The organism is Azospirillum sp. TSH58 (genome assembly GCF_003119115.1).
Lineage (GTDB): Bacteria > Pseudomonadota > Alphaproteobacteria > Azospirillales > Azospirillaceae > Azospirillum.
In genome coordinates this window covers 2,294,952-2,320,648 of the sequence record NZ_CP022364.1, presented here as the reverse complement: position 1 = coordinate 2,320,648, position 25,697 = coordinate 2,294,952, and the positions used below count along the sequence as shown (strand labels likewise).

Genomic DNA, 25,697 nt, shown 5'->3' with positions numbered 1-25,697 from the left:
CCGTCGAGGTGCCGGCCATCACTGTGACCGGGTTGACCGCGGACAGCCGCGCGGTCAGGCCCGGTTTCGTCTTTGCCGCCCTGCCGGGCGCGAAGGTGGACGGGCGCGCCTTCATCGCCGACGCGCTCGCCAAGGGCGCCGTCGCGGTGGTGGCGCCGGTCGGGACCGTCCTGCCCGCCGGCAGCGCCGCGATCCTGGTGGCGGACGAGCAGCCGCGCCGTCTCTTCGCGCGCCTCGCCGCCGCCTTCCACGGGCGGCATCCGGACACCGTCGTCGCCGTGACGGGCACCAACGGCAAGACCTCCACCGTCCAGTTCGCCCGCCAGATGTGGGACCTGATGGGCCTGAAGGCGGCCAGCCTGGGCACGCTCGGGCTGATCGGGCCGGGGCTGGACGATTACGGCGGGATGACCACCCCGGACCCGGTGTCGCTCCACCGCGACCTCGCCGCCGTCAAGGACAAGGGGATCGAGCATCTGGCGATGGAGGCGTCCAGCCACGGGCTGGAGCAGTTCCGACTCGACGGGGTGGTCCTCAAGGCCGCCGGCTTCACCAACCTGACCCGCGACCATCTGGACTACCACGGCACGATGGAGGCCTACCTCCAGGCCAAGGCGATGCTGTTCGGACGGGTGTTGCCCGATGGGGGAACCGCCGTCCTGAACGCCGACAGCGGCACATTCGCCGAGCTTGCCGGGATTTGTTCACAGCGCGGTCACCGCGTCTTCGGATACGGTCTGGCCGGTCGCGAGATCCGGGTCAACGGGGTCGAGCCGCTGGCCCACGGCCAGCGCCTGGACCTGACGGTCCTGGGCCGCGATCTCACCGTGGACCTGCCGCTGGCGGGCCGCTTCCAGGCGTGGAACGTGCTGTGCGCGCTCGGCCTGGTGATCGGCTCCGGCGCGGACCGTGACGAGGCTCTCGCCACCCTGACCCGCCTTGAGGGCGTGCCGGGGCGCCTGCAGCACGTCGCCACCCACCCCTGCGGGGCGGCGGTCTATGTCGATTTCGCCCACACGCCCGACGCGCTGGAAACGGTGCTGCTGGCGCTGAAGCAGCACGCCCGGAACCGCCTGATCGCGGTGTTCGGGTGCGGCGGCGACCGCGACCGCGGGAAGCGGCCGGTGATGGGGGAGCTGGCCGGCCGTCTGGCCGACCGCGCCATCGTCACCGACGACAACCCGCGCACCGAGGTGCCGGCGGCCATCCGCAAGGAGGTCCTGGCGGGCCATCCGGCCCTGGAGGAGATCGGCGACCGGCGCGAGGCCATCCGCGCCGCCGTCCGCAGCCTTCAGCCCGGTGACGTCCTGGTCGTCGCCGGCAAGGGACATGAGCATGGTCAGATCGTCGGGACGGAGGTCCTTCCCTTCGACGACGCGACCGAGGCACGAGCCGCCGTGGCGGAGGTTGGAGCAGCATGAGCGAGGCCAAGACCGTCCTGTGGACCGCCGAGGATGCCGCCGCCGCCACCAGCGGCCAGGCGACGCGTTCCTGGGCGGCGACCGGGGTCAGCATCGACAGCCGCAAGGTGGCGCCGGGCGACCTGTTCGTCGCCATCAAGGGGCCGAACTTCGACGGCCACGACTTCGTCGCCAAGGCGCTGGAGGCCGGCGCCGCCGCGGCGCTGGTCAGCACCGTGCCGCCCGGCGTCCCGGGCGACGCCTCCCTTCTGGCGGTGGAGCAGGACACGCTGGCGGCGCTGGGCGATCTCGGCCACGTCGCGCGGCTGCGCACCCAGGCCAGGGTGGTGGGCGTCACCGGTTCGGTCGGCAAGACCAGCACCAAGGAGGCGCTGCGCCACGTCCTGTCGGCGCAGGGCCGCACCTTCGCCACCGAAGGCAGCCTGAACAACCATTGGGGCGTGCCCCTGTCGCTGGCCCGCATGCCGGAGGACAGCGAGTTCGGCGTGTTCGAGCTGGGCATGAACCACGCGGGCGAGCTTGGGCCCCTGTCGCGGCAGGTGATGCCCGACGTCGCGATCATCACCACGGTCGAGGCGGCGCATCTGGAGTTCTTCGACTCCGTCGAGGCGATCGCCGACGCCAAGGCCGAGATCTTCGAGGGCATGAACCCCAACGGGGTCGCCGTCCTCAACCGCGACAACCCGCATTTCGGGCGGCTGCTCGCCGCCGCGCGCACCCAGGGGCTGAGCCGCATCTGGAGCTTCGGCTCCCACGTCGACGCCGATGCGCGTCTGGTGGACTGCTCCCTGCACGCCACCTGCAGCGCCGTGACCGCGATTATCCGGGGCGAGCGCATCCACTACAGCTTGGCGCTGCCCGGCCGGCATTGGGTGATGAACAGCCTCGCCGTGCTGCTGGCGGTGAAGGCGCTGGGCGCCGACGTCGCCGCGGCGGCCCGCGCCCTGTCCACCATCGCGCCGGTGAAGGGCCGCGGCACGCGCAAGCGCGTCCAGGCCGCGCAGGGCGCCTTCACCCTGATCGACGAGAGCTACAACGCCAGCCCCGCCGCCATGACCGCGACCTTCGCGGTGCTCGGCAAGATCGACCCCGGCGCCGGGGGCCGGCGCCTCGCCGTGCTGGGCGACATGCGGGAGCTGGGCGACCGCGCCGACGCCCTGCACGCCGCGCTGGCCGAGCCGCTGCGCGCCGCGCATGTGGACGCCGTCTACGCCTGCGGCCCGCACATGCGCGCCCTGTTCGACCGCCTGCCCGCCGCCATGCGCGGCGCCTGGACGGACACCAGCGCCGAGCTGGCCCCCCTTCTCGCCGGCGCGGTGCGCGGCGGCGACGTGGTGCTGATCAAGGGGTCCCTTGGCAGCCGCATGGCGACGGTGGTGGACGCCCTGTCCGCCCTGGACACCAAAGACAACAAGCAAACCGAAAAGAACAACAACGGCTCCTCGCCCGCGGCTGACACGGATCAGGCCGCGGCGCACGGGCACAAAGGCTGACCGCTCCACGATGCTCTACAACCTGCTCTTCCCCCTGGCGGACGTCTTCACGCCGTTCAACCTGTTCCGGTATCTGACCTTCCGGACGGGCGGCGCGGTGCTGACGGCGCTCGTCATCAGCTTCGTGTTCTTTCCGCGCCTGATCGCGTGGCTGAAACGCAAGCAGGGCGAGGGCCAGCCGATCCGCTCCGACGGGCCGGAAAGCCATATGAAGAAGAAGGGCACGCCCACCATGGGCGGCCTGATGATCCTGATCGCCGTGTCGATCAGCACGCTGCTGTGGGTCGACCTGACCAACGCCTACACCTGGATCGTGCTGCTGGTGACGATCGGCTACGGGCTGATCGGCTTCGGCGACGACTATCTGAAGCTGACCAAGCGCAACACCAAGGGCCTGTCGGGCCGCTTCCGCCTGACCTGGGAGATCATCATCGGCGTCTCCGCCGCCGCCGCCATCATGTATGTGTCGGCGCCGCCGCTGTCCGGCGGTCTGGCCGTGCCCTTCGTGAAGGACTTCCTGATCCAGCTCTCCTGGTTCTTCATCCCCGTCGGCGCCTTCGTCATGGTCGGGGCGTCGAACGCGGTGAACCTGACGGACGGTCTGGATGGCCTCGCCATCGTGCCGACGATGATCGCGGCGGGCTGCTTCGGCCTGATCGCCTACCTCACCGGCAACGCGATCTTCGCCAACTATCTCCAGATTCACCATGTGCCCGGTGCTGGTGAGCTTGCCGTTTTCTGCGGGGCTCTGGTCGGTGCGGGGATCGGTTTCCTCTGGTACAACGCGCCCCCCGCCATGGTCTTCATGGGCGACACCGGCTCGCTGGCCCTCGGCGGCGCGCTGGGAGCCGTCAGCGTGGTCACCAAGCACGAGATCGTGCTGGCGATCATCGGCGGCCTGTTCGTGCTGGAGACCGTGTCGGTGATCGTCCAGGTCGCCTCGTTCAAGCTGACCGGAAAGCGCGTGTTCCGCATGGCGCCCCTGCACCATCACTTCGAGAAGAAGGGATGGGCGGAGTCCACCGTGGTCATCCGCTTCTGGATCATCGCCTCCATCCTGGCCCTGGTCGGCCTGTCCACGCTGAAGCTCCGCTGAGGGTCGCCCCCCGATGATCAACCTGTTCTACATGGAAGGACTGCCGGTGGCGGTCATGGGGCTGGGCAAGTCGGGCCTCGCCACGGCGGAGGCGCTCACCCAGAGCGGCGCCGACGTGTGGGTGTGGGACGACAACGAGTCCAGCCGCGCCGCCGCCCTCGACAAGGGCTACAAGGTCGTCGACCTGACCACGGCGGACCTGACCGAGCTGACCACCATCGTCTGGTCGCCGGGCATCCCGCACACCCACCCGAAGCCCCATCCGGTGGCCCTGCGCGCCCGCGCCGCGAACATCGAGCTGGTCTGCGACATCGAGCTGCTGGCCCGGTCGGAGCGCGATTCGGCCTACATCGGCATCACCGGCACCAACGGGAAGTCCACCACCACCACCCTGATCGGCCATGTGATGGAGGCCGCCGGGCGGCGCATCGCCGTCGGCGGCAACCTGGGCACCCCGGCGCTGACCTTCCCCTCCGTGGGGGCCGGCGGCAGCTACGTGCTGGAGATGTCGAGCTACCAGCTGGAACTGACCTACTCGATCACGTTCGACGTGGCGGTGCTGCTCAACATCACGCCGGACCATCTGGCCCGGCACGGCGGCATGGACGGCTACGTCGCCGCCAAGAAGCTGATCTTCCATCGCCAGACCAAGCCGCGCACCGCGGTGATCGGCGTCGACGACCCGACCTGCCGGGCGATCTGGGAGGACCTCAAGGCCAAGGGCGATCAGGTGATCTGGCCGGTCTCCGCCCTGGGCCCGGTGCCCGGAGGCGTCTACGCCGAGAACGGCTGGCTGGTCGACGACACCTTCGGCGCCGCGGAGCGCGTGGCCGAGCTGGCCGCCTTCCCGGCGCTGCTCGGCACGCACAACTGGCAGAACGCCGCCGCGGCCTTCGCGGCCTGCAAGGCGGCGGGCGTGCCGGCCCCGGCCATCGTCGCCGCCATGACCACCTTCCCCGGCCTCGCCCACCGCCAGCAGCTGGTGCGGACCATCGACGGCGTGCGCTTCGTCAACGACAGCAAGGCGACCAACGCCGACGCCACGGAAAAGGCGCTGGCGACCTTCGACCCGATCTACTGGATCCTCGGCGGTCAGGCGAAGGAGACCGGTCTCGACGGGCTGGAGGCCTACGCGCCCCGCGTCCGCCACGCCTTCCTGATCGGCGAGGCGTCGGACCGCTTCGCCGCGTGGCTGGAGGCCAACAAGGTCCCGCACACCCGCTGCGGCACGCTGGACGTGGCGGTCAACGCCTCGGCGGAGCTGGCGCTGGCCGAGGCGCTGCCCGGCGCCTGCGTGCTGCTGTCGCCGGCCTGCGCCTCCTGGGACCAGTTCGCGAATTTCGAGAAGCGCGGCGAGGCCTTCGCCGACGCCGTGAACCGACTCGAAGGCAACGCCGTTCCGGGGGACCGCGCCTGATGATGACCTTCGACCGCACCGACCAATCCATCTTCGGCCGCTGGTGGTGGACGGTCGACCGCTGGCAGCTCGCCGCGCTGGCGGTGCTGATGGCGCTCGGCACGGTCCTCATCACCGCGGCCAGCCCGCCGGTGGCGGAGCGCATCGGCATCCAGGACACCTTCTACTTCGTCGAACGCCACCTGATGATGCTGATCCCCAGCGTCGCCATCATGTGCGGCGTCTCGCTGCTCAGCCCGCGCGGCGTGCGGCGGGCGGCTCTGGTGGTCTTCCTGATCGCGGTGGCGCTGGTCTACGCGACGCTGGTCGTCGGCGTCGAGATCAAGGGCGCGCGGCGCTGGATCCACGTCCCCGGCCTGTCGATCCAGCCGTCGGAGTTCGTGAAGCCGGCCTTCGCGGTGGTCGGGGCGTGGCTGTTCTCGCTGTCGCGCACCAACCCCGGCTTTCCCGGCACGATCCTGTCGATCCTGCTCTACGGCCTGACCGTCGGCGGCCTGCTGCTCCAGCCCGACCTGGGCATGACGGTGGTGGTGTCGGCGGTGTGGTTCTCGCAGTTCTTCCTGGCCGGGCTGAACATCATGCTGGTCGGCGGCCTGGGCGTGCTGGGCGTGGCCGGCCTCGTCGGCGCCTATTTCACGCTGCCGCACGTCCACAGCCGCATCAACCGCTTCCTCGACCCGTCGAGCGGCGACACCTATCAGGTCAGCCGCTCGCTGGAGGCCTTCGCCAACGGCGGGCTGATGGGCACCGGCCCCGGCCAGGGCACGGTGAAATACTCGCTGCCGGACAGCCACGCCGACTTCATCTTCGCCGTCGCCGGCGAGGAGATGGGGCTGATCTTCTGCCTGATCATCATCCTGCTGTTCGCCTTCATCGTGCTGCGCGGCTTCGCGCGGGTGTTCAACGACACCAACTACTTCGTGCTGCTGGCGGCGAGCGGCCTGCTGATCCAGTTCGGCCTGCAGGCGGCGATCAACATGGGCTCCGCCCTGCATCTGATGCCGACCAAGGGCATGACGCTGCCCTTCATCTCCTACGGCGGCTCCTCGCTGCTGGCGCTGGGCTTCGGCATGGGGATGGTGCTGGCGCTGACCCGCAAACGCTTCGGCCCGGCGGAGTGACGAGCATGGCCGACACCACGCAACGCCCCATCATCCTCGCCGCCGGCGGCACCGGCGGGCATTTCTTCCCGGCGGAAGCGCTGGCGCGCGAGCTGCTGGCCCGCGGCGAGGCGGTGGCGCTGGTCACCGACAAGCGCGGCCAGGCCTTCGGCGACAGCCTGCCGGAGGTGACGGTCCACCGCATCCGCTCCGCCGCCCCCGGCGGCAACCTGCTGGCCAAGATGAACGCGGCGTGGCAGATGGGCCTCGGCCTGCTCGGCGCCAACGCGCTGATGCGCCACCTGAAGCCGGCGGCCGTCGTCGGCTTCGGCGGCTACCCCTCCGTCCCCACGGTCTACGCCGCCGCGCAAGGCCGCGTGCCGGTGATGCTGCACGAGCAGAACGCCGTGCTGGGCCGCGCCAACCGGATGCTCGCCGCCGCGGCCCGCCGCATCGCCGTCGCCTTCCCGGAGGTCGCCTCGGTGAAGGAGGAGCATCGCCCGCGCCTCGTCCGCACCGGCAACCCGGTCCGCCCGGCCGTCGCCGCCCAGCGCGACGCCGCCTACGCCGTTCCCGCCCCCGGCGGCCCCGTCCGCATCCTGGTGATGGGCGGCAGCCAGGGCGCCCGCGTCTTCTCCGAGGTCATCCCCGAAGCGCTCGGCCGCCTGCCCGCCGACCTGCGCGCCCGCATCCATCTGGCGCAGCAGTGCCGGCCCGAGGATCTGGAGGCCGCCCGCGCCGCTTACGCCGGCATGGGGCTCGGCGGGCTGGAGCTGGAGAGCTTCTTCCGCGACGTGCCGGACCGGCTGGTCGCCTGCCATCTCGCCATCACGCGGGCCGGCGCCTCGACCATCGCCGAGCTGACCTGCATCGGGCGCCCTGCCATCCTGGTGCCATATCCCCATGCCATGGACGACCACCAGACGGCCAACGCGCGGCAGCTCGCCGCCGCCGGGACCGCCTGGGTGATGCCGCAGCCGGACTTCACCGCCGACGCGCTCGCCGCCCGCCTGACGGCGCTGCTGGAGTCGCCCGACGCGCTGACCGCCGCGGCGCAGGCCGCCCACGGCTGGGGCATGGCCGACGCCGCGCGCCGGCTGGCCGACGCCGTGCTCGACATGATCGCCAACCCGAACCACGCCCGAACCAAGGAAGCCGCGGAATGAACAAGGCAACGCGCAGCACCATCGCACGCCCCCGCTCGTCCCGGCCCCCCTCGTCCCGGCCCCTGGGCGACTGGCCGGCGGACATGACACGGACCGAAGGCGCCTGGAGCAACCGGCCCGACTGCCCGCTCCTGCCCCGCGCCGGCGCCGGCTTCCTGCGCGACCGTCTGCACGTCGCCACCGGCGCCCAGCCTCTTCCCTACGGCCTGTCCGACATGGCCGTGGACGCCACCCTCAGCCTGATGCTCCGCCGCGGAAAGTAATCCAGACATGCGCGCCCTCCCCCTCTCGATCGGCACCATCCATTTCGTCGGCATCGGCGGCATCGGCATGAGCGGCATCGCCGAAGTGCTGAGGAACCTCGGCTACACCGTCCAGGGCTCCGACCTGGCGGAGAGCGCCAACGTCAAGCGCCTGCGCGGGCTGGGCATCCAGATCAGCATCGGCCACCGCGCGGAGAACATCGCCGGGGCCGCGGTCGTCGTCGTCTCCTCCGCCGTCAAGCGCGACAACCCGGAGGTCGTCGCCGCCCGCGCCGCCCTGGTCCCGGTCGTCCGCCGCGCCGAGATGCTGGGCGAGCTGATGCGCCTGAAATGGGCCATCGCCATCGGCGGCACCCACGGCAAGACCACGACGACCTCGATGGTCGGCAACATGCTGGAGCACGCCAACCTCGACCCCACGGTCATCAACGGCGGCATCATCAACGCCTACGGCACCAACACGCGGCTGGGCTCCGGCGACTGGATGGTCGTCGAGGCGGACGAGAGCGACGGCACCTTCATCAAGCTGCCCGCCTGCATCGCCGTGGTCACCAACATGGACCCCGAGCATCTGGACTATTACGGCACCTTCGACAACATGCGGGCCGCCTTCGACAGCTTCGTCCAGAACATCCCCTTCTACGGCTTCGCCGCTCTGTGCATCGACCATCCCGAGGTGCAGGCGATGATCCCGCGCGTGTCGGACCGCCGCATCATCACCTACGGCTTCAGCCCGCAGGCCGACGTGCGTGCCGTGAACATGCGGCTGGGCACCGAGGGCGCGGAGTACGACGTGGTCATCGACGACCGCCACACCGGGGAGAGCCGGACCATCATCGGCGTCCGCCTGCCGATGTACGGGCCGCACAACGTCCAGAACTCGCTGGCCTGCTTCGCGGTGGGCAACGAGATGGGCCTGCCCGACGTGGTGATGCGCGACAGCATGGCGAAGTTCCAGGGCGTCAAGCGCCGCTTCACCAAGACCGGCGAATCGAACGGCATCACCGTCATCGACGATTACGGCCACCACCCGGTGGAGATCGCCGCCGTCCTGAAGGCCGCGCGCACCGCCGGCACCGGCCGCACCATCGCCGTCGTGCAGCCGCACCGCTATTCGCGCCTCGCCAACCTGTTCGAGGAGTTCTGCACCTGCTTCAACGACGCCGACGCGGTGATCGTGGCCGACGTCTACGCCGCCGGGGAGCAGCCGATCGAGAACGTCAACCGCGACAGCCTCGTCGAGGGGCTGCGCATGCACGGCCACCGTCAGGTGCTCGCCCTGCACGGCCCGGACGAGCTGCCGCAGCTCGTCCGCGAGATCGCGCGGTCCGGCGACCTCGTGGTCTGCCTGGGCGCCGGCAACATCACCCAGTGGGCCAACGCCCTGCCGGGCGAGCTGGACAAGCTGTCGGGCAAGGCGTGACGGGTCTTCCGATGACAACCACCGCCGCCTCCCTCATCGACCGGATGCCCGCCTGCCGCGGACGGCTGACCGCCGCCGCGCCGCTGGCCAACGTGACGTGGTTCCGCGTCGGCGGTCCGGCGGAGGTCATGTTCCGGCCGGAGGACGCTGACGATCTGGCGGACTTCCTGGCCGGGCTGCCGGACGACGTGCCGGTGACGGTGCTGGGCGTCGCCTCCAACCTGCTGATCCGCGACGGCGGCATTCCCGGCGTGGTGATCCGGCTGGGCCGCGGCTTCGCCGGCATCGCGGCGGACGGGCTGACGCTGGAGGCCGGGGCCGCGGCGCTCGACCTGAACGTCGCCGCCGTGGCGCGCGACGCCGGCATCGCCGGGCTGGAGTTCCTGTCGGGCATCCCCGGCACCATCGGCGGCGCGCTGCGCATGAACGGCGGCGCCTACGGCCACGAGATCAAGGACGTGCTGGTCGCCGCCCAGGGCGTGACCCGCCGGGGCGAGCGCGTGTCCTACGACAACGCCGGGATGGGCTTCACCTACCGCCACGCCGGGGTGCCGGAGGACGTCATCTTCACCGGCGCCACCCTGCGCGGCGCGGCCGGCGACCCGGCGGAGATCGCCCAGCGCATGGCGGAGATTTCCGGCAAGCGCGCCGACACCCAGCCGGTCCGCTCGCGCACCGGCGGCTCCACCTTCAAGAACCCGCCGGGCCACAAGGCGTGGGAGCTGATCGACCAGGCCGGCTGCCGCGGCCTGACCATCGGCGGCGCGCAGGTGTCGGAGAAGCACTGCAACTTCCTCATCAACCAGGACACCGCCACCGCGGCGGAGCTGGAGGCGCTGGGCGAAGAGGTCCGGCGCCGCGTGTTCGAGACCTCCGGCGTCACGCTGGAGTGGGAAATCAAGCGGGTCGGCGTGCCATGACCATCCACCGCAATCTTTCTCCCTCTCCCCCCCGCTCACGCGCAAACGAAGTTTGCGCTGACGCGACAGGCGGACCTTTGGTCCGCCGAAAGTGGGGAGAGGGTCGGGGTGAGGGGGTGGCTTCGCAGCTCCCGCATGTCCGGCACACGCGCAACCCCCTCACCCTAACCCTCTCCCCAGGGGGGAGAGGGAATGAAGGAGCGTCCGCATGACGACGCACAAGAAGCATGTCGCCGTCCTGATGGGCGGCTGGTCGGCGGAGCGCGAGGTGTCGCTGGTCAGCGGCGCCGGCGTCGCCAAAGCGCTGGAGGAGGAAGGCTACCGCGTCACCGCGGTGGACGTGCAGCGCGACCTGGAGGGGCTGCTGCGCGCCCTGACCGACCCTCGCCCCGATGCGGTGTTCAACGCCCTGCACGGGCGCGGCGGCGAGGACGGGACGATCCAGGGCGTCCTGGAGTTCCTCGGCATCCCCTACACCCATTCCGGCGTGCGCGCCGCCGCGGTCGCCATGGACAAGGCGATGACCAAGGCGCTGCTCGCCCCGGTCGGCGTGCGCTCGCCCAAGGGCCTCGTCCTCACCAAGGGCGAGCTGACCGGCGGCGCCCACCCGATGCCCGCGCCCTACATCGTCAAGCCGGTGGACGAGGGTTCGACCGTCGGGGTCACGCTGGTGCGCGAGGGGCAGAACAGCCCGGTCGGCGACGCCTGGACCTTCGGCGAGCGCGCCCTGGTCGAGGAGTTCATTCCGGGCCGCGAGCTGACCGTGGGCGTCATGGGCGGGCTGGACGGCGAATGCCGCGCCCTGACCGTTACGGAGATCCGCTTCGAAGCACAGGTGTATGACTACACGGCTAAATACAGCGCCGGTCATGCCGTTCATACTGTGCCCGCGCAGATTCCCGAGCATGTCGCGGAAGAAGCCAAGAGGTTGGCGGTCCTGGCCCACCGGACCCTGGGATGCCGCGGCGTTTCGCGCAGCGACTTCCGCTGGGATGATCGTAAAAGTGGGACCGACGGACTCTTTTTCCTGGAAATCAACAACCAGCCGGGCATGACGCCGCTGTCGCTGGTTCCCGAACAGGCCGCTGCCGTGGGGCTCACCTACGGCGCTCTCGTCGCTTGGATGGTGGAGAACGCCGCATGTCAACTCGACTGAGCATCGATCCGCAGTTCCGCGCCGGTTTCGGGGGCTCTGCGAACCGGGCCCGCGACGACATGCCCGTGCCGCCGCGGGCCATGGCGAAGTCGGCGCAGAAAGGCAACCGCCGCCGCGCCTGGCCGCGCTGGACCCGCCCCACGGTCAAGGCGGCCATCCTGCTGACCCCGGTCCTGGTCGTCGCCGGCATGGCCGCGTCGGCGTGGCAGCGCGGCACCTTCGCCGAGACCACCGCGGCTCTCCAGGAAAGCCTGATCCAGACCAGCGCCGCCGCCGGCTTCGCCATCGCCGACGTGCTGGTCGAAGGCCGCACCGAGACCGACCCGGCCTCCATCCTGCGCGTGCTGGGCGTGCAGCGCGGCGACCCGATCCTCGCCGTCACGCTGTCCGACGCCAAGGAGAAGCTGGAAAGCCTGCCCTGGGTCGCCTCGGCCTCCATCGAGCGGCACCTGCCCGGCATCCTGTTCGTCCGCCTGACGGAGCGGGAGCCGATGGCGATCTGGCAGCACGACCGCAAGTTCACCGTCATCGACCGCGAAGGCCGCCCGCTGGCCGACGCGACCGAGCTGGCGCGGCGCGGCAACCGGCGCATCGAGACGCTGCCGCAGGTCGTCGGCGCCAACGCGCCGATGCAGGTGCCGAAGCTGCTCGCGGCCCTCGACAACGTGCCGGCGCTGCGCGAAAAGGTGAGCGCCGCCTCCTGGGTCGGCGACCGCCGCTGGGATCTCAAGCTGAAGAACGGTGTCGTGGTGAAGCTTCCGGAAGCCCGCATGCAGGCCGCGCTGCGTCAGTTGGCGGAGCTGGACGCGACGGGTCAGGTCCTGGACCGCGACATCGTGGCCATCGATCTGCGCCAGAACGACCGCGCCGTGCTGCAGACCTCCGCCACCGCCGTCCTGCCCTGGACGGAGGAGGAGAACAAGAAGAAGCCGGGCAAGAAAACGTGATCCTCCGCCACCCCTCTTCCTGAACCCCTCTTTCTGAAACGCGAACGACCGGACGCATCGAGGCCATAGGGTTGTGCTGAACATGGGCTTCAACGGGGCGAAAAAGCCAAAACGAGCCACCCGCGGCGGGATCATCGCCGCGCTGGACGTCGGCTCGACCAAGGTGTGCTGCCTCATCGCCCGCGTCGAGGATGCGGGGGCCGTGCGCATCGTTGGGATCGGCCACCAGATCGCCACGGGCGTGCGCGCTGGCGCCATCATCGACATGGAAGCGGCGGAGACCTCCATCGGCGCCGCCGTCCACGCGGCCGAGCAGATGGCCAACGAGACGATCCGCGACGTGATCGTCAACGTGTCCTCCCCGATCTCCCACGGCTTCAACGCCGAGGTCGCCGTCTCCGGCCAGGAGGTGACGGAGGGCGACGTCCGCCGCGCGCTGGCCCACGCCCGCAGCCTCCAGGTCGGCCCCGACCAGGCGCTGGTCCACGCGATCCCCGTGGGGTTCGCGCTCGACGGCAGCCGCGGCATCCGCGACCCCAAGGGCATGTACGGCGAGCGGCTGGGCGTCCAGGCCCACGTCATCACCTCGCCCGCGGGGGCGGTGCGCAACCTGCAGACCTGCGTGGCCCGCTGCCATCTCGACATCGAGGGTCTGGTCGCCAGCCCCTACGCGTCCGGCCTCGCCTGTCTGGTCGACGACGAGATGGAGATGGGCTCCGCCTGCATCGACATGGGCGGCGGCACCACGACGATCTCCGTCTTCTCCGAAGGCACGCTGGTCTGGTCGGACTGCATCCGGCTGGGCGGCAACCACGTCACCAACGACATCGCGCGCGGGCTGACCACGCCGGTCGTCCATGCGGAGCGCATGAAGACGCTGCACGGCAGCGCCATCACCAGCCCCGCCGATGAGCGCGAGATGATCGACGTCCCCCAGGTCGGCGAGGAGGAGCGCCTCGGCGCCAACAACCTGCCGAAATCCTATCTGGTGCGCATCATCCAGCCCCGGCTGGAGGAGATCTTCGAGCATGTCCGCTCGCGGCTGGAGCATTCCGGCTACGCGAAGCTGGTCGGCCGGCGCGTCGTCCTGACGGGCGGCGCCAGCCAGCTGCCGGGCATGCGCGAGCTGGCGCAGCTGATCCTGGACAAACAGGTCCGCATCGGGCGACCGACGCGGATCACCGGTCTGAACGAGGCGCAAGGCGGTCCGTCCTATTCGACCGCCGCGGGCCTTCTTCTCCACGCCGTGCGCAATCCGGCGGAACTTCCCGTGACGGGCCATGAGGCTGGCGCCGGCACGGGGTTCTTCGGGCGCGTCGGCCTGTGGCTGCGGGAGAACCTATGACCCACCGGAAATGGTTCCCGGCCCCAAAAAGGCTCCCGCCGCACCACGGCATTCCTGCCTAAAAACACCACCCGGACCCAACCGGGCAAGAACCCGCGACGCAAAGCATCGAACCAATCAAAAGGTTGTGGAGGCCATAACATGATCAACGTGACCATCCCCAGCATCGAACCCGAACTGAAGCCCCGCATCACCGTCTTCGGTGTCGGCGGCGCCGGCGGCAACGCCGTGAACAACATGATCAAGTCCAACCTGGAAGGCGTGGACTTCGTCGTGGGCAACACCGACGCGCAGGCCCTCAAGGGCTCGCTCTGCGAGAAGCGCGTCCAGCTCGGCACCACCATGACCCGCGGCCTGGGCGCCGGCTCCAAGCCGGACGTCGGCCGCGCCTCCGCCGAGGAGCAGCTCGAGGAGATCATCGGTCACCTCGAAGGCGCCAACATGGTGTTCATCACCGCCGGCATGGGCGGCGGCACCGGCACGGGTGCGGCCCCGGTCATCGCCCGCGCCGCCCGCGAGCGCGGCCTGCTGACCGTCGGCGTGGTGACCAAGCCCTTCCATTTCGAGGGCGCGCACCGCATGCGGCTGGCCGAATCGGGCATCGCCGAGCTGCAGCAGTATGTCGACACGCTGATCATCATCCCGAACCAGAACCTGTTCCGCATCGCCAACGAGAAGACGACCTTCGCGGACGCCTTCAAGATGGCCGACGACGTTCTGCATTCCGGCGTGCGCGGCGTGACCGACCTGATGGTGATGCCCGGCCTGATCAACCTCGACTTCGCTGACATCCGCTCGGTCATGACCGAGATGGGCAAGGCGATGATGGGCACCGGCGAGGCCGGCGGCGAGCGCCGCGCCATCGAGGCCGCGGAGGCCGCCATCTCCAACCCGCTGCTCGACGACGTGTCGATGAAGGGTGCCCGCGGCGTCCTCATCAATATCACCGGCGGCTACGACATGACCCTGTTCGAGGTCGACGAGGCGGCGAACCGCGTCCGCGACGAGGTCGATCCGGACGCCAACATCATCTTCGGCTCCACCTTCGACAGCTCGCTGGACGGCGTGATGCGCGTGTCGGTGGTCGCCACCGGCATCGACGCCGCGGCCATGTCCAACCCGCGCACCCTGCACCCGGTCAACCTGTCGCTGGTCTCCGACCGCAACGGCGGCAACGGCGGCGTCGCCAAGAAGCCCGCCGGCGCGGCCGGCCTGACCCAGGCCGCCCCGGCGCCGCTCGCCTCCCCCGGCCAGGTCGCCCCGGCGATCCCCGGCGCCGGTCTGGCCCCGCGCCCGATGGGCGGCGTTCCGCAGCAGCAGCCGCAGGTCCAGCCCCAGCACCATCCGGCCGAGGTCCAGCAGCACGTTCCGGTCCAGCAGCCGGTCCAGCATCCCATCGACCCGATGGTCCAGCACGCCCCGCAGCATGCGCCCCACCCGCACATGCCGATGAGCCACGACGCCATGCAGCCGATGGAAACCGCCCCGGCGCGCAACGTCGCCACCGGTCCGCTGCACAGCGAGCGCCGCGACGGCCACTTCATCGCCCCGAAGGCCGCCGATCCCGGCCCGCGCCAGCCCTCCGTGCCGATGTCGAGCCAGCTCGCCGCCGCCGCCCAGGCGGAGCCGCCGGCCCGCAAGCCGAACTTCCTGTTCGGTCTGGTCACCGGTCTGGCCGGCCGCAAGGCCGACCCGGCGCCGCAGCCGGCCCCGCAGCATCACCATCAGCCCCAGCATCACCAGCCGCAGCACCAGCAGCCGGCGATGCCGCAGCCGCCGATGGCCGCCCCGCAGCAGCCGATGACCCAGGCCCCGCGCCCGCAGGCGATGGGCGACGGCACCACCCAGAAGATCGACGAGGAAGCGCTGGACATCCCCGCCTTCCTGCGCCGTCAGGCCAACTGACGCGTCAACGAGGCTGGCCCAATTGATCTGAGGGCAACAGCAACCCGCCGGTCGCCGCCGCCTCTTTCGAAGCGGCATCGGCGGGTATCCACAACCTGTTAGACTTCAGCCGCCTCCAGAGCTTCGCAAGAACGCTCCGGGGGCGGTCTTTTCGTGTCTGGGGGACGCCCGTTTCGCGTCCGGCGACGGTGCTCTACCGCCCTGCAACAAACGGTAACAAAGAGTGATTTGTCCTCCATAGGGGCCAATGATACCTAGCATATGCGGTCATAAGCGCTGACCCGCCCCACTCCCGACGGAGACCGGCGGCAAGTCGCGGACCGGCCGCACAAAGACCAAGATTGAAACGGGACAGACACCGTGGCTCAGAATCGCATCAAGACCGAAGGCATGCTGCAGCGTACCCTGGCGAAGCCGGTGCGTTGCTCCGGCGTCGGGCTGCATACGGGCGCGACGGTCACCCTGACGATTTCCCCGGCCGAGCCGAACAGCGGCATCGTCTTCCGGCGCAGCGACCTCAGCGGCCCCGCCGCGGTGATCCCGGCGCGCTGGGACCATGTGGTCGACACCAAGCTGTGCACGGTCATCGGCAACGCCCACGGCACCACCATCGGCACGGTCGAGCACCTGATGTCGGCGCTGGCCGGCTGCGGCGTGGACAACGCCCTGGTCACGCTCGACAACATCGAGGTGCCGATCATGGACGGCAGCGCCGCCCCCTTCGTGGAGGCCATCGAGCGCGTCGGCACCGTGTCGCAGAACGCGCCGCGCCGCGCCATCCGCATCCTGAAGCCGGTCACCGTGACCGAGGGCAACAAGAGCGCCACCTTCACGCCGGATCACACGACGGGCTTCAGCTTCGAGATCGACTTCGCCAGCAAGGCCATCGCCCAGCAGAGCCACGAGGTGGAGCTGGACGCCGAGACCTTCCGCGACGAGATCAGCGCCGCCCGCACCTTCGGCTTCCTGCACGAGGTCGAGGGGCTGCGCAAGATGGGCCTCGCCCGCGGCGGCTCGCTGGACAACGCGGTGGTCATCTCCGGTGACGAGGTGATGAACGAAGGCGGCCTGCGCTTCGACGACGAGTTCGTGCGCCACAAGATCCTGGACGCGGTCGGCGACCTCTATCTGGCCGGTGCGATGTTCGTCGGCCATTTCCACGGCGTGCGCTCCGGCCACGCCCTGAACAACCAGCTGCTGCGCGCGCTGTTCGCCGACGCCAGCGCCTGGTGCTACGAAACCCCGCCGAGCACGGCGCTGCCGGGTGCCGTCTGGCACGCGACCGAGCGGCTCGCCGTCGCCTGACACGCGCCTCACGGCGTCGCGTTACCCCTGCCCTCCCCTTCCGGGGAGGGCATTTTCGTTTTGCGCACCCCCCTCCCCTCTCGGGTTCGCGCGAGGCGAGTCCCGCGCGCACTCCCCTCCCCTTCCGAAGAGTCAAAGCGGTGACTTTTGCGCGAGAGGGCGAGAATCTTCAAAATATTGAATTATATCAATATTTTATTTGGTGTTTTTAAGATTCCGGCTTAGACGGCGCGATCGAATTCCCTCTCCCCTCCGAAGAAAGGGTCAGGGTGGCGGGGTTGCGCTTGTGCCGAACGCGGCACCACGCGCATCCCCCTCGCCCTTCCCACGCCTGCGGCGTGGGTCCCTTCCCTCTCTCCGGAGGGCGAGGGCCGATTCAGCGGACTCACTGGTCCGCGGCGTAGGCGCCGAAGCGGGTGTCTTCCTTCAGGATGTGCTGGCCCAGCCAATCGGCGCAGAACTCGAACACCTCGTCGCCCGTGATGGTCTCACGCTGGGCGTGGAAGCGTTCGCGGTAGGACTCGACGTTGCGCGTCAGGGCGTCGTGCAGGGCCTTGTGCGCGGCGAAGGTCGGGTAGTTGGCCTGGGCCATGTGCGCTTCTTCGCGTGCGAAATGATCCTTGGTGTAGTGGATCAGCTCGTCGAGGATCGCTTCGACGACGTCAGGAGAGGTGCGGTTTTCATCCGCGCCCAGCTTGTTGACGATATCCACGAGAACGCGATGATCATCATCGAGTTCTTCGATGCCGACGCTCATCCAGCGCGACCATTGAATGGAGTCCATGGCGATCCCCCGTCTCGTTCTTCTTATGGCGCTTCGACCCTTTATGGAACCGGCGGCGAGGGGCGTCAACGCGGCACTCAGCCGCGCCGCCCTTCCCCTTCCACCCCACCGGTCTGCCGGAGATCAGCCGGCGATCAGCGCGGCCCACTCCTGCTCGCTGAGGATGGTCACGCCCAGGTCGCGCGCCTTGGCGGCCTTGCTGCCCGCATCCGCCCCGCAGATGACGTAGTCGGTCTTGGCCGAGACCGACCCCGCGACCTTGGCGCCCAGCGACTCCGCGCGGGTCTTGGCCTCGGTGCGGGTCATGGTTTCCAGCGTGCCGGTGAAGACCACCGTCTTGCCGGCAACGGGGGAGCCGCTGGCCGACTTCGGACGCTCGGCGTCGGCCACCCGCACGCCGGCGGCGCGCAGGTCGTGGATGATGGCGCGGTTGCGCTCCTCCTGGAAGAAGCCGGCCAGCTCCTCCGCGGCGACCTCGCCGACATCGGGAATGGCGACCAGTTCGCCCCAGCCGGGGCCGGGCTGCGCGCCGACCGCGGCGAGCATCGCCGCCTTCCAGCCCTCCAGCGTGCCGTAACGTTCGGCCAGCGCCTGGGCGGCGCGGCTGTCCACCTTCTTGATGCCCAGCAGCTTGATGACGCTGTCAAGCCGCAGCGCCTCCTGCCCGGCGTAGAAGTCCAGCTTCGGCAGGTTCTCCGGATCGGCGAACCAGGCGAGCAGCGCGTCGGCCTTCACCGGGCCGAGGCCGTTGAGGGCGTGCAGGTCGCGCCACGCCTCGCCCGGCATGTTGGCGACGGCGCGCTCCATCCCCTCCAGCCAGCCGTCGATCGAGCCGTACTGGCGGGCCAGCGACTTGGCGGTCACCTCGCCGATGTGGCGGATGCCCAGCGCGAAGATGAACCGGTGCAGGTCGATGCGCTCGCGCCGCTGGTTGATCGCGGCGAACAGGTTCTCGACCGATTTCTCCTTCCAGCCCGGACGGCCGAGGATGGCGATCTCCCCCGCCGCCACCCGGCGCTCCAGCGTGAAGATGTCCACGGGGGAGCGGATCAGCCCGTCCTCCCAGAACTCCTCGATGGTCTTCTCGCCCAGCCCTTCGATGTCGAAGGCGTTGCGCGACACGAAATGGCGCAGCCGCTCCTTCGCCTGGGCGGCGCAGATCAGGCCGCCGGTGCAGCGGCGCACCGCCGCGTCCGGCTCGCGCACGGCAAGGCTGCCGCAGACCGGGCAATGGTCGGGGAAGACGTAAGGCACGGCGTCGTCGGGGCGCTGCCCCTCCACCACCCCGACGATCTGCGGGATCACGTCGCCGGCCCGCTGGACGATCACCAGATCGCCGATGCGGACGTCCTTGCGGGCGATCTCGTCCTCGTTGTGCAGGGTGGCGCGGCTGACCACCACGCCGCCGACGGTGATGTCCTCCAACTCCGCCACCGGGGTCAGGGCGCCGGTGCGGCCGACCTGGATGGTGATGCCCTTCAGCCGGGTCTGCGCCTGCTCCGCCGGGAACTTGTGGGCGATCGCCCAGCGCGGCGCCCGGCTGACGAAGCCCAGCCGCTGCTGAAGCTCCAGGCTGTTGACCTTGTAGACCACCCCGTCGATGTCGAAGGGCAGCGCCGAGCGCTCCTCGCCGATCTTGCGGTAATGGGTCAGCAGCGCCTCGGCGCCGTCGCACAGGTTGGCCGGGCGGTTCAGCGAGAAGCCCCAGCCGCGCAGCCGCTCGCGGATGCCCCATTGGGTGTCGGCGATCGGCTCCGACAGCTCGCCCAGCGCGTAGCCGAAGAAGCAGAGCGGGCGCGACGCGGTGATTTTCGAATCCTTCTGGCGCAGCGAGCCGGCGGCGGCGTTGCGCGGGTTGGCGAACAGATCCTCCCCCCGCTCCGCGTAGGCGCGGTTCATCGCCAGGAAGTCGTCGCGGTTCATGTAGACCTCGCCGCGCACCTCCAGGACGGCGGGATAGGGCGCCTCCAGCGTCTGCGGAACGTCCTTGATGGTGCGGACGTTGGCGGTCACGTCCTCGCCCTCCGTCCCGTCGCCGCGGGTGGCGGCCAGGACCAGCCGGCCGTTCTCGTAGCGCAGCGAGCAGGACAGCCCGTCGATCTTCGGCTCGGCCACGAACTCCAGCGGAGCGTCGTCGGACAGGCCGAGGAAGCGGCGGACGCGGGCGACGAACTCGTGCGCCTCCTCCGGCTCGAAGGCGTTGCCGAGCGACAGCATGGGCAGGGCGTGCCGCACCTTGCGGAAGGCCGCCGACGGGGCGGCGCCGACCCGCAGCGAGGGCGAATCGGCCCGGCGCAGCTCCGGATAGCGCGCCTCGATCCCGTTGTTGCGACGGACCAGCGCGTCGTAGTCGGCGTCGGAGATCTCCGGCCTGTCCTGCTGGTGATAGAGCCGGTCGTGGTGGGCGATCTCCTGGGCCAGCGCGGCCAGTTCCGCCTGCGCCTGCTCCACCGTCAGCTCCTCCACGGGGATGCTGCGGAGCGCGGCGGGGGTGTCGAACAGGTCGTTCATGGCGGGTCTCTTCGATGCCTTGCTTATGGGATGACGCTGGGGATGACGCTGGATCGGCGGGCGCCGCCGGGCGCGCAGCATAGCGCCGCGGGGGCGTGCCGTGGAGTCCGGCCTTGAGCCGGTCTGGCATTTGGCCCCGCCCGCACCAACTTTGAAACCGCAGCCCTTGAAACCGCAGCCCTTGAAAGATGCGGGGGCGCCGGGGTTGCGTGTATGATGAGCCGGCGCCCGTGAACGGATGTGCTGTATGACCGAGCCGACCAGCCGTGCGACCGCCGGCAGCCTGACCGCCAGCAACCTGACCATTGACGATCGATTCGTCATCGCCGCGGCGCTTGACCGCATCCTGTACGACGATCCCGACCATTTCGCGACGGAGGACGCGCGCCTGCTGCGCCGCATGATCCCGCGCACCCGCTCCGCCTGGCTGCGCTTGGGCTTCCGCGCGGAAAGCCAGGGGCCGTCCATGTCGGGACGGGCCGCCGGCGTGGGCGACGTGAAGATGGACGGCGACAAGAAGGTGGTCGAGGGCGGCGTCGGCGAGGCCCCGGTCTGGCGCTGCGGCCAGTACAAGATCTCCAACCACGGCGACGACCTGGAGATCTGGCAGGTGATGAGCGACGAGTTCGCCGAGGAGCCGAAGGGCGCCCGCCTGGAATACGGCCCCACCGGCGCGCCGGAACGCCTGACCTTCTTCCAGCCCCGCGACCTGGAGTTGCGAATCCCTTTCACGGGCATCGCCGTTGGACTTCGCCTGGGCGGTTGGCAGCCCTGGAAACGCGCCGCCTGAAACCGGCATAGGCCTGCGCCCGGTTGTCGCATACCGGAGTATTAAAACGTTCCGGCGGCGCATGTCCAGATGACGTGCAGGCGCCGCCTCGCAACATCTTTGCGAAGATTCCCAGAGACTTGGGAATCTTCCTTACTTCCTACGACCTCGACAAAGGGAGGTGCTGGAAATTATGTTCTTTCTTCGGTTTTGTCTTCTTAATCGTCGGACTTCGATAAGTTCAATGTTTTACAAAGCCGCAATCGAGTGTGAAACCGATCGTTAAAATTGTCATGTCCATGATGTCTCCATGGTTATAGCCGAGCGGCGGTCAGCCGGCAGGAGCCCCGGTGCAGCCGTGTTTCAACGCCTGCCACCCAAGAACCAAGAGACGAACGCCATGGACAGCGGCATTCAGGAACGCCTCTCCTTTTTGCGGATTGGTGGTGAAACGGCCCCGCTTCTGAAGGAAGCCTGGAGCATCGCCGAGCCTCACCTGCCCGTCATCCTCAAGGACTTCTACGACCACCTTCTCGCCATTCCCGAACTCAGGAAGATCCTGGACGGGAAATCCGTCGAGCGGTTGAAGGAATCCCAGGTCAACCACTGGCGGCATCTGTTTTCCGGAAGCTTCGACGATGTCTACCTGACGCGCGTCAAGGCGGTGGGCCAGGCGCATTACCGCATCGGCCTGCACCCGCGCTGGTACTTCGGGGCCTACCGGCTGGTTCTGGGACGGCTCGGCGCTCTGGTCGGCGAGCGGCACCGCCGCGACGCGCCGCGCGCCATGAAGGTCATGGGGGCGGTGGAGACCGCGATCTTCCTCGACCTCGACCTGTCCTTCGACGCCTACAGCACCGCCGTGATGACCATGACCAACCGGATGCTGGTCGAACTGGCGGAGAGTTTCCGGGACACGGTGCAGGGCGCCATCGAGACGGTCGGCAATTCGGCGGTGGCGGTCAACGCGGCGACCGGCGCGGTGCGCGGCATCGCCCAGGAAACCGGCGTCCGCACGGAGCATCTGACCGGCGCGGTCTCCGGCACCGCCAGCAACGCCCGGGCCATCGCGGCGGCCGCCGAGGAGCTGACCGCCACCAATCACAGCGTGGTGTCGCGCATGGAAAGCGCTTTTTCCATCGTCAACGACGCCCAGGCCGCCACCCAGCGCTCCACCGAGGCGGTCACCGCGCTGGCCGGGATCGCCGGGCGGATCGGCGGGACGCTGAAGCTGATCAACGCCATCGCCAACCAGACCAACCTGCTGGCTCTGAACGCCACCATCGAGGCGGCCCGCGCCGGCGAGGCCGGGCGCGGCTTCTCCGTGGTGGCGGCGGAGGTCAAGCAGCTCGCCAAGCAGACCGCCGGAGCCACCGAGGACATCACCCGCCTGCTTCAGGAGATCGACGGAGCGACCGGCCGGACCCGCGACGAGATCGCCGGTATCGGCGCGGTGGTCGGAGCGCTGCGCACCCATTCGCAGGACGTCCTGTCCATCATGGGCCAGCAGAACGACGCGACCCGTGAGATCGCCCAGAACATCCACGAGGCAAGCCGTTCCGCGGAACGCATGTCCGAGGAGGCGGGGCATCTCGCCGACGGCGCGCGATCGGTCATGACGTCGGTCGAGGACGCCTTCCACACCACCGCGCGGCTGACCGGGACGGCGGACGAGTTGCGTGCCGCGCTGGACAAGTTCCTGTCGCACATGATGTCCCTGCGCGTGGCGGCGTGAGCCGGCCGCGGGCATCGGAAGCGGGGCCGTGGAGCGGCGGGCGCGCCGTTCCGCTCCCGGCCGCCGGTGATCACGAATCGCCCAGGGCGTTTTCGTCCTCGTCGCCGATGAAATCGCCGCCGGCTCCCGGTCCGTTCTGTCCGGCCTGGCCCGCGACGGCGTCCTCCTCATCCTTTTGCCACTGGTCGTTGGGGGTCTCGATGACCTCCCGGGTTTTCGGGGCCAGAGCCGCCACCTCGATGCTGAAGACCTCGTCGGGGGCCAGCATGGTGTCCTGCCCGTCCGCAGCGTCGCCCTCCGCTCCGGGATTCCGTCCGTCCTTGCTGATGCGGCGGTAGATGGGCTTGCCCGGCATGGTGTCCCAGATCCTGCCGTCGGGCGTGGTCACATACATGTGCTGCGGCAGCACCTGCCCGGGAAGAAAGCGGCCCCACAGGCGGATGCCGCTGCCCTCCTGCGGCGTGAAGCCGAACTCGCGGCACAGCAGGAGCAGGCTGAGCGGCGCGACCTGCGCCGGAGGCTGGTCGGCCGCCGGTCCCTTCCAGAGGTCGTTGTTGGTGAGCACCGTCAGCCCGCCGGCAATCTCGTCATCGACCGGAATGTCCTCCACCCCGTAGAGAAGATCGCCCAGCCTGGCGTACCGTGTGTTGATCGCCACGGCCGTCTCGGGATCGCCGGACAGCGCGAAGACATGGCACGCCATGTCGTGGTGACCGTCGTTTCCGATGAATTTTTCCCTGGGCATCGCTCCTCCTCGATCGGTCCCGCCACCACCGGCGCCCGCGAAGGACGCGCGCCGGCCGGGCACCACCGAAAGGACGAGGCGAAGCGGGCCTTCGTGAAGGGGCCGCCCTCAGGCGGCGTCGAGCGGGTGCAGCGGGTCGGGGTGATGCTCCGCCAGGGACGCGGCGTGGGCGTAGGCGTCCAGCGGCGGGACCGCGTCGTACAGCGACGCCGCATGGTCGGCGGCGTGCAGCGGGGCCGCCGCCTCCAGCCGCTGCGCGACGAGATGCTGCCACACGGTGTCCTGGCCGTCAGCGTGTTGGGGGGCGGCGTGTTGGGCGGTGGGCTGGCTCGCGGACAGGGCCGACGCCACGGCGCCCGTCCCGGCGGCGGAGGGGAACCAGGACTTGTCGGCGTCGACGACCAGCGTGCCGTTCCACCACAGGCCGGCCTGCCCCTTCACCACGTCCTTGCCGTCGAGCGCGCCCTTGTCGTAGGTGACGTTCGACGCCGTGGGGGCGACGGCGTGGCCGTTGATGGTGACCGTGTTGACGAACAGCGAACGGTCCTGCCCGTTCACCACGGCGTCGTTGTCATACTGGACCTGGACCTTGTGCGCCTGATCGGCGGTCAGGTTGGTGGCGAAGGTGAAGTCCTTGGCCGCCGTGCCGACGGTGGCGCCGCCGATGGCCTTGCCGTCCACCAGCAGGTTGAAATGGGCGTTCACCCCCCCCGCCACGGCGCCGGAGGCGTTGATCGTGATGGTCGTGTTGGCGGGCGCCGCCCCAGCGGGGAAATCCTTGGCCGGGGCATCGACCACCAGCGTGCCGCCCCACCACATCGACGACTGGCCCTTCACCACGTCCTTGCCGTCCAGGGCCCCCTTGTCATAGGTGACGTTGGCGGCGGTCGGGCTGTGGGCGGTGCCGTTGATGGTCACCTTGTTGACGAACAGGTTGCGGTCCTGGCCGTTCACGAAGCCGTCGTTGTCGTACTGGACCTGGACCTTGTGCGCCTGGTCGGCGGTCAGGCTGGTGGTGAAGCTGTAGTCCTTGGCCGCCGAGTCCACCGTGGCCTGCCCCACCGTCTTGCCGTCCACCAGCAGCTTGAAATGGGCGTTCACGCCACCCGCTGCGGCGCCGGAGGCGTTGACTGTGATCGTCGTGGCGCTCTGCGCCGTCGGGACCGGGGCGGACTGGGCGATCTTGGCCAGCAGGGCGTCGGTGTCCAGCTCGAAGTAGCCGGCGGTGCCCATGGCCTTGCCGGTGCTGCGGGCGAGATCGAGGAATTCCGTCTGGGTCAGCCGGGTGCCGGTCTGCTCCACCCACGCCTGCTGCGCCTTCGCCACCGCCGCGGTGACCGCCGGCGCGGCGAAGGAGGAGCCGTTGGCCGTGTAGGTGACGCCCGAGAGGTTGGTGATGCGCACGTCGGTGCCGTCGGCGCAGACGTCGGTCAGGGTCGGGCTGCGCTGCGCCCAGGACGGAAAGGCGCCGTCGCCGGTCGAGGCCGAGACGCAGATCTGGTTCACGTCGGCGGAGTAGCTGGAGACGCCCTGCGTCACCCCGCCGTCGCCGCTGTTGCCGGCGGCGGCCACGGTCAGCACGCGCTTGGCGGCCAGCGCCGCCAGCTCGTCGGAGATCGAGGTGGTCGCCGCGGTCGTCTGCGCGCCGCCGCCCAGCGACAGGTTCACCGCCGTGATGTTGTAGGCGTCGGCGTTGGCGACGACCCATTGCAGGGCCTTCTCGATGTTGGCCTCGCTGGCGCCGCTGCCGTCGTCGGGCATGACCTTCAGCGCGATGATGCCGACGTCGGGCGCGTTCTCCAGGATCTCCGCGGTGACCAGGGCGCCGTGCGTGTTCGCGTTGGCGACCATGACGTCGTTGTCGTTTCCGTAGAAGTCATACTGGTAGACCAGCCGGCCCGTGTTCCAGGCGGAGGACAGGCCGCTGTCGATCACGACGACGTTGCCGGCGGAAGCGGAGCTGTTCGACATCTTGCCAACCTTGTTCGTTCTTGGGCGAACGGCGCCCGTTGCCGGGCGCGCAAGGCTGGACTATGCGTGTTTTGCTGTGGCCGCCGTATGACCGCTGCGGGCGATTGCTGTGACCTGATACCGCCAAGCCAAGGACTTGGCTTGACGTATTGCGTTCAAACGCCACGCAGGCTTTTCGCGCCATGGGGCGCGGCGCCCGGTCGGGCGCTCCGGCGAGCGGATGAA

Annotated in this window: 20 protein-coding genes; 16 read left to right on the top strand and 4 right to left on the bottom strand. The window is 69.7% G+C overall.

Features of this window, described 5'->3' with window-relative positions; genetic code table 11:
- The first annotated feature begins 8 nt into the window (after positions 1-8).
- The 14 genes from TSH58p_RS14470 to lpxC all read left to right on the top strand — a co-directional run bounded on the left by TSH58p_RS14470 (position 9) and on the right by lpxC (position 16,957).
- Positions 9-1,421: a UDP-N-acetylmuramoyl-L-alanyl-D-glutamate--2,6-diaminopimelate ligase gene (locus TSH58p_RS14470; RefSeq protein ID WP_247874324.1), complete on the top strand. Its 1,413-nt coding sequence runs from the start codon at positions 9-11 to the stop codon at positions 1,419-1,421.
- Positions 1,418-2,914, top strand: a complete 1,497-nt coding sequence (locus TSH58p_RS14465; RefSeq protein ID WP_109469241.1) for a UDP-N-acetylmuramoylalanyl-D-glutamyl-2,6-diaminopimelate--D-alanyl-D-alanine ligase — start codon at positions 1,418-1,420, stop codon at positions 2,912-2,914. The genes TSH58p_RS14470 and TSH58p_RS14465 overlap by 4 nt, the downstream gene beginning before the upstream one ends.
- A 10-nt stretch (positions 2,915-2,924) precedes the next feature.
- Positions 2,925-4,010, top strand: coding sequence for a phospho-N-acetylmuramoyl-pentapeptide-transferase (gene mraY, locus TSH58p_RS14460; RefSeq protein WP_014241218.1), 1,086 nt, complete (start codon positions 2,925-2,927; stop codon positions 4,008-4,010).
- Between the two features lie 13 nt (positions 4,011-4,023).
- Positions 4,024-5,427: a UDP-N-acetylmuramoyl-L-alanine--D-glutamate ligase gene (gene murD, locus TSH58p_RS14455; RefSeq protein ID WP_109469240.1), complete on the top strand. Its 1,404-nt coding sequence runs from the start codon at positions 4,024-4,026 to the stop codon at positions 5,425-5,427.
- Entirely contained in the window at positions 5,427-6,548 is a 1,122-nt protein-coding gene (ftsW, locus tag TSH58p_RS14450; protein ID WP_199230261.1) for a putative lipid II flippase FtsW, read from the top strand. The genes murD and ftsW overlap by 1 nt, the downstream gene beginning before the upstream one ends.
- A gap of 5 nt (positions 6,549-6,553) precedes the next feature.
- Positions 6,554-7,693: an undecaprenyldiphospho-muramoylpentapeptide beta-N-acetylglucosaminyltransferase gene (murG, locus tag TSH58p_RS14445; protein WP_109469239.1), complete on the top strand. Its 1,140-nt coding sequence runs from the start codon at positions 6,554-6,556 to the stop codon at positions 7,691-7,693.
- A complete protein-coding gene (locus tag TSH58p_RS14440; protein ID WP_109469238.1) occupies positions 7,690-7,956 on the top strand; it encodes a hypothetical protein in 267 nt (88 codons plus the stop codon). The genes murG and TSH58p_RS14440 overlap by 4 nt, the downstream gene beginning before the upstream one ends.
- A gap of 7 nt (positions 7,957-7,963) precedes the next feature.
- The gene (gene murC, locus TSH58p_RS14435) at positions 7,964-9,379 is read left to right on the top strand and encodes a UDP-N-acetylmuramate--L-alanine ligase (RefSeq protein ID WP_014241223.1); all 1,416 of its coding nucleotides are present in this window, start codon (positions 7,964-7,966) and stop codon (positions 9,377-9,379) included.
- 11 nt (positions 9,380-9,390) lie between these two features.
- Entirely contained in the window at positions 9,391-10,299 is a 909-nt protein-coding gene (gene murB / locus TSH58p_RS14430) for a UDP-N-acetylmuramate dehydrogenase (RefSeq protein WP_109469237.1), read from the top strand.
- Positions 10,300-10,507: 208 nt separating this feature from the next.
- Entirely contained in the window at positions 10,508-11,455 is a 948-nt protein-coding gene (locus tag TSH58p_RS14420; RefSeq protein WP_109469236.1) for a D-alanine--D-alanine ligase, read from the top strand.
- A complete protein-coding gene (locus TSH58p_RS14415; RefSeq protein ID WP_109469235.1) occupies positions 11,440-12,402 on the top strand; it encodes a cell division protein FtsQ/DivIB in 963 nt (320 codons plus the stop codon). Before TSH58p_RS14420 ends, TSH58p_RS14415 begins: the two co-directional genes overlap by 16 nt.
- Positions 12,403-12,484: 82 nt before the next feature.
- Positions 12,485-13,747 (top strand): cell division protein FtsA, encoded by a 1,263-nt coding sequence (gene ftsA, locus TSH58p_RS14410; protein ID WP_199230260.1) that lies wholly within the window; start codon positions 12,485-12,487, stop codon positions 13,745-13,747.
- A 141-nt stretch (positions 13,748-13,888) separates the two neighbouring features.
- On the top strand, positions 13,889-15,652 hold the full coding sequence (ftsZ, locus tag TSH58p_RS14405; RefSeq protein ID WP_109469233.1) for a cell division protein FtsZ: 1,764 nt from the start codon (positions 13,889-13,891) through the stop codon (positions 15,650-15,652).
- A 360-nt stretch (positions 15,653-16,012) separates the two neighbouring features.
- Positions 16,013-16,957, top strand: coding sequence for a UDP-3-O-acyl-N-acetylglucosamine deacetylase (gene lpxC, locus TSH58p_RS14400; RefSeq protein WP_109068128.1), 945 nt, complete (start codon positions 16,013-16,015; stop codon positions 16,955-16,957).
- Between the two features lie 385 nt (positions 16,958-17,342).
- On the opposite strand, the gene TSH58p_RS14395 is transcribed toward lpxC, so the two are convergent.
- Positions 17,343-17,741 carry a bacteriohemerythrin gene (locus TSH58p_RS14395; RefSeq protein WP_146205814.1) on the bottom strand — a complete coding sequence of 133 codons (399 nt, stop codon included), beginning with the start codon at positions 17,739-17,741 and terminating at the stop codon, positions 17,343-17,345.
- Positions 17,742-17,864: 123 nt separating this feature from the next.
- The gene (gene ligA / locus TSH58p_RS14390; protein ID WP_109068127.1) at positions 17,865-20,252 is read right to left on the bottom strand and encodes an NAD-dependent DNA ligase LigA; all 2,388 of its coding nucleotides are present in this window, start codon (positions 20,250-20,252) and stop codon (positions 17,865-17,867) included.
- A 247-nt stretch (positions 20,253-20,499) separates the two neighbouring features.
- Here ligA and TSH58p_RS14385 point away from each other — a divergent pair, with 247 nt between their 5' ends.
- Complete coding sequence (locus tag TSH58p_RS14385; RefSeq protein ID WP_109068126.1) at positions 20,500-21,042, top strand: hypothetical protein; 543 nt, start codon at positions 20,500-20,502, stop codon at positions 21,040-21,042.
- Positions 21,043-21,421: 379 nt separating this feature from the next.
- The gene (locus TSH58p_RS14380; RefSeq protein ID WP_158282553.1) at positions 21,422-22,756 is read left to right on the top strand and encodes a globin-coupled sensor protein; all 1,335 of its coding nucleotides are present in this window, start codon (positions 21,422-21,424) and stop codon (positions 22,754-22,756) included.
- A gap of 70 nt (positions 22,757-22,826) precedes the next feature.
- Here TSH58p_RS14380 and TSH58p_RS14375 read toward each other — a convergent pair whose 3' ends face one another.
- Together TSH58p_RS14375 and TSH58p_RS33975 are read right to left on the bottom strand one after the other, a co-directional pair.
- Complete coding sequence (locus TSH58p_RS14375; RefSeq protein WP_109068124.1) at positions 22,827-23,501, bottom strand: hypothetical protein; 675 nt, start codon at positions 23,499-23,501, stop codon at positions 22,827-22,829.
- 108 nt (positions 23,502-23,609) lie between these two features.
- Positions 23,610-25,472, bottom strand: a complete 1,863-nt coding sequence (locus TSH58p_RS33975; protein WP_247873829.1) for a carbohydrate-binding domain-containing protein — start codon at positions 25,470-25,472, stop codon at positions 23,610-23,612.
- Positions 25,473-25,697 lie beyond the last annotated feature (225 nt).

What these genes read in the sequence shown, in the direction of transcription:
- TSH58p_RS14465 (WP_109469241.1), top strand. Translation starts at nt 1,418, where the DNA reads ATGAGCGAGGCCAAGACCGTCCTGTGGACCGCCGAGGATGCCGCCGCC.
- mraY (WP_014241218.1), top strand. Translation starts at nt 2,925, where the DNA reads ATGCTCTACAACCTGCTCTTCCCCCTGGCGGACGTCTTCACGCCGTTC.
- murD (WP_109469240.1), top strand. Translation starts at nt 4,024, where the DNA reads ATGATCAACCTGTTCTACATGGAAGGACTGCCGGTGGCGGTCATGGGG.
- ftsW (WP_199230261.1), top strand. Translation starts at nt 5,427, where the DNA reads ATGATGACCTTCGACCGCACCGACCAATCCATCTTCGGCCGCTGGTGG.
- murG (WP_109469239.1), top strand. Translation starts at nt 6,554, where the DNA reads ATGGCCGACACCACGCAACGCCCCATCATCCTCGCCGCCGGCGGCACC.
- TSH58p_RS14440 (WP_109469238.1), top strand. Translation starts at nt 7,690, where the DNA reads ATGAACAAGGCAACGCGCAGCACCATCGCACGCCCCCGCTCGTCCCGG.
- murC (WP_014241223.1), top strand. Translation starts at nt 7,964, where the DNA reads ATGCGCGCCCTCCCCCTCTCGATCGGCACCATCCATTTCGTCGGCATC.
- murB (WP_109469237.1), top strand. Translation starts at nt 9,391, where the DNA reads ATGACAACCACCGCCGCCTCCCTCATCGACCGGATGCCCGCCTGCCGC.
- TSH58p_RS14420 (WP_109469236.1), top strand. Translation starts at nt 10,508, where the DNA reads ATGACGACGCACAAGAAGCATGTCGCCGTCCTGATGGGCGGCTGGTCG.
- TSH58p_RS14415 (WP_109469235.1), top strand. Translation starts at nt 11,440, where the DNA reads ATGTCAACTCGACTGAGCATCGATCCGCAGTTCCGCGCCGGTTTCGGG.
- ftsA (WP_199230260.1), top strand. Translation starts at nt 12,485, where the DNA reads ATGGGCTTCAACGGGGCGAAAAAGCCAAAACGAGCCACCCGCGGCGGG.
- ftsZ (WP_109469233.1), top strand. Translation starts at nt 13,889, where the DNA reads ATGATCAACGTGACCATCCCCAGCATCGAACCCGAACTGAAGCCCCGC.
- TSH58p_RS14395 (WP_146205814.1), bottom strand. Translation starts at nt 17,741, where the DNA reads ATGGACTCCATTCAATGGTCGCGCTGGATGAGCGTCGGCATCGAAGAA.
- ligA (WP_109068127.1), bottom strand. Translation starts at nt 20,252, where the DNA reads ATGAACGACCTGTTCGACACCCCCGCCGCGCTCCGCAGCATCCCCGTG.
- TSH58p_RS14385 (WP_109068126.1), top strand. Translation starts at nt 20,500, where the DNA reads ATGACCGAGCCGACCAGCCGTGCGACCGCCGGCAGCCTGACCGCCAGC.
- TSH58p_RS14380 (WP_158282553.1), top strand. Translation starts at nt 21,422, where the DNA reads ATGGACAGCGGCATTCAGGAACGCCTCTCCTTTTTGCGGATTGGTGGT.
- TSH58p_RS14375 (WP_109068124.1), bottom strand. Translation starts at nt 23,501, where the DNA reads ATGCCCAGGGAAAAATTCATCGGAAACGACGGTCACCACGACATGGCG.
- TSH58p_RS33975 (WP_247873829.1), bottom strand. Translation starts at nt 25,472, where the DNA reads ATGTCGAACAGCTCCGCTTCCGCCGGCAACGTCGTCGTGATCGACAGC.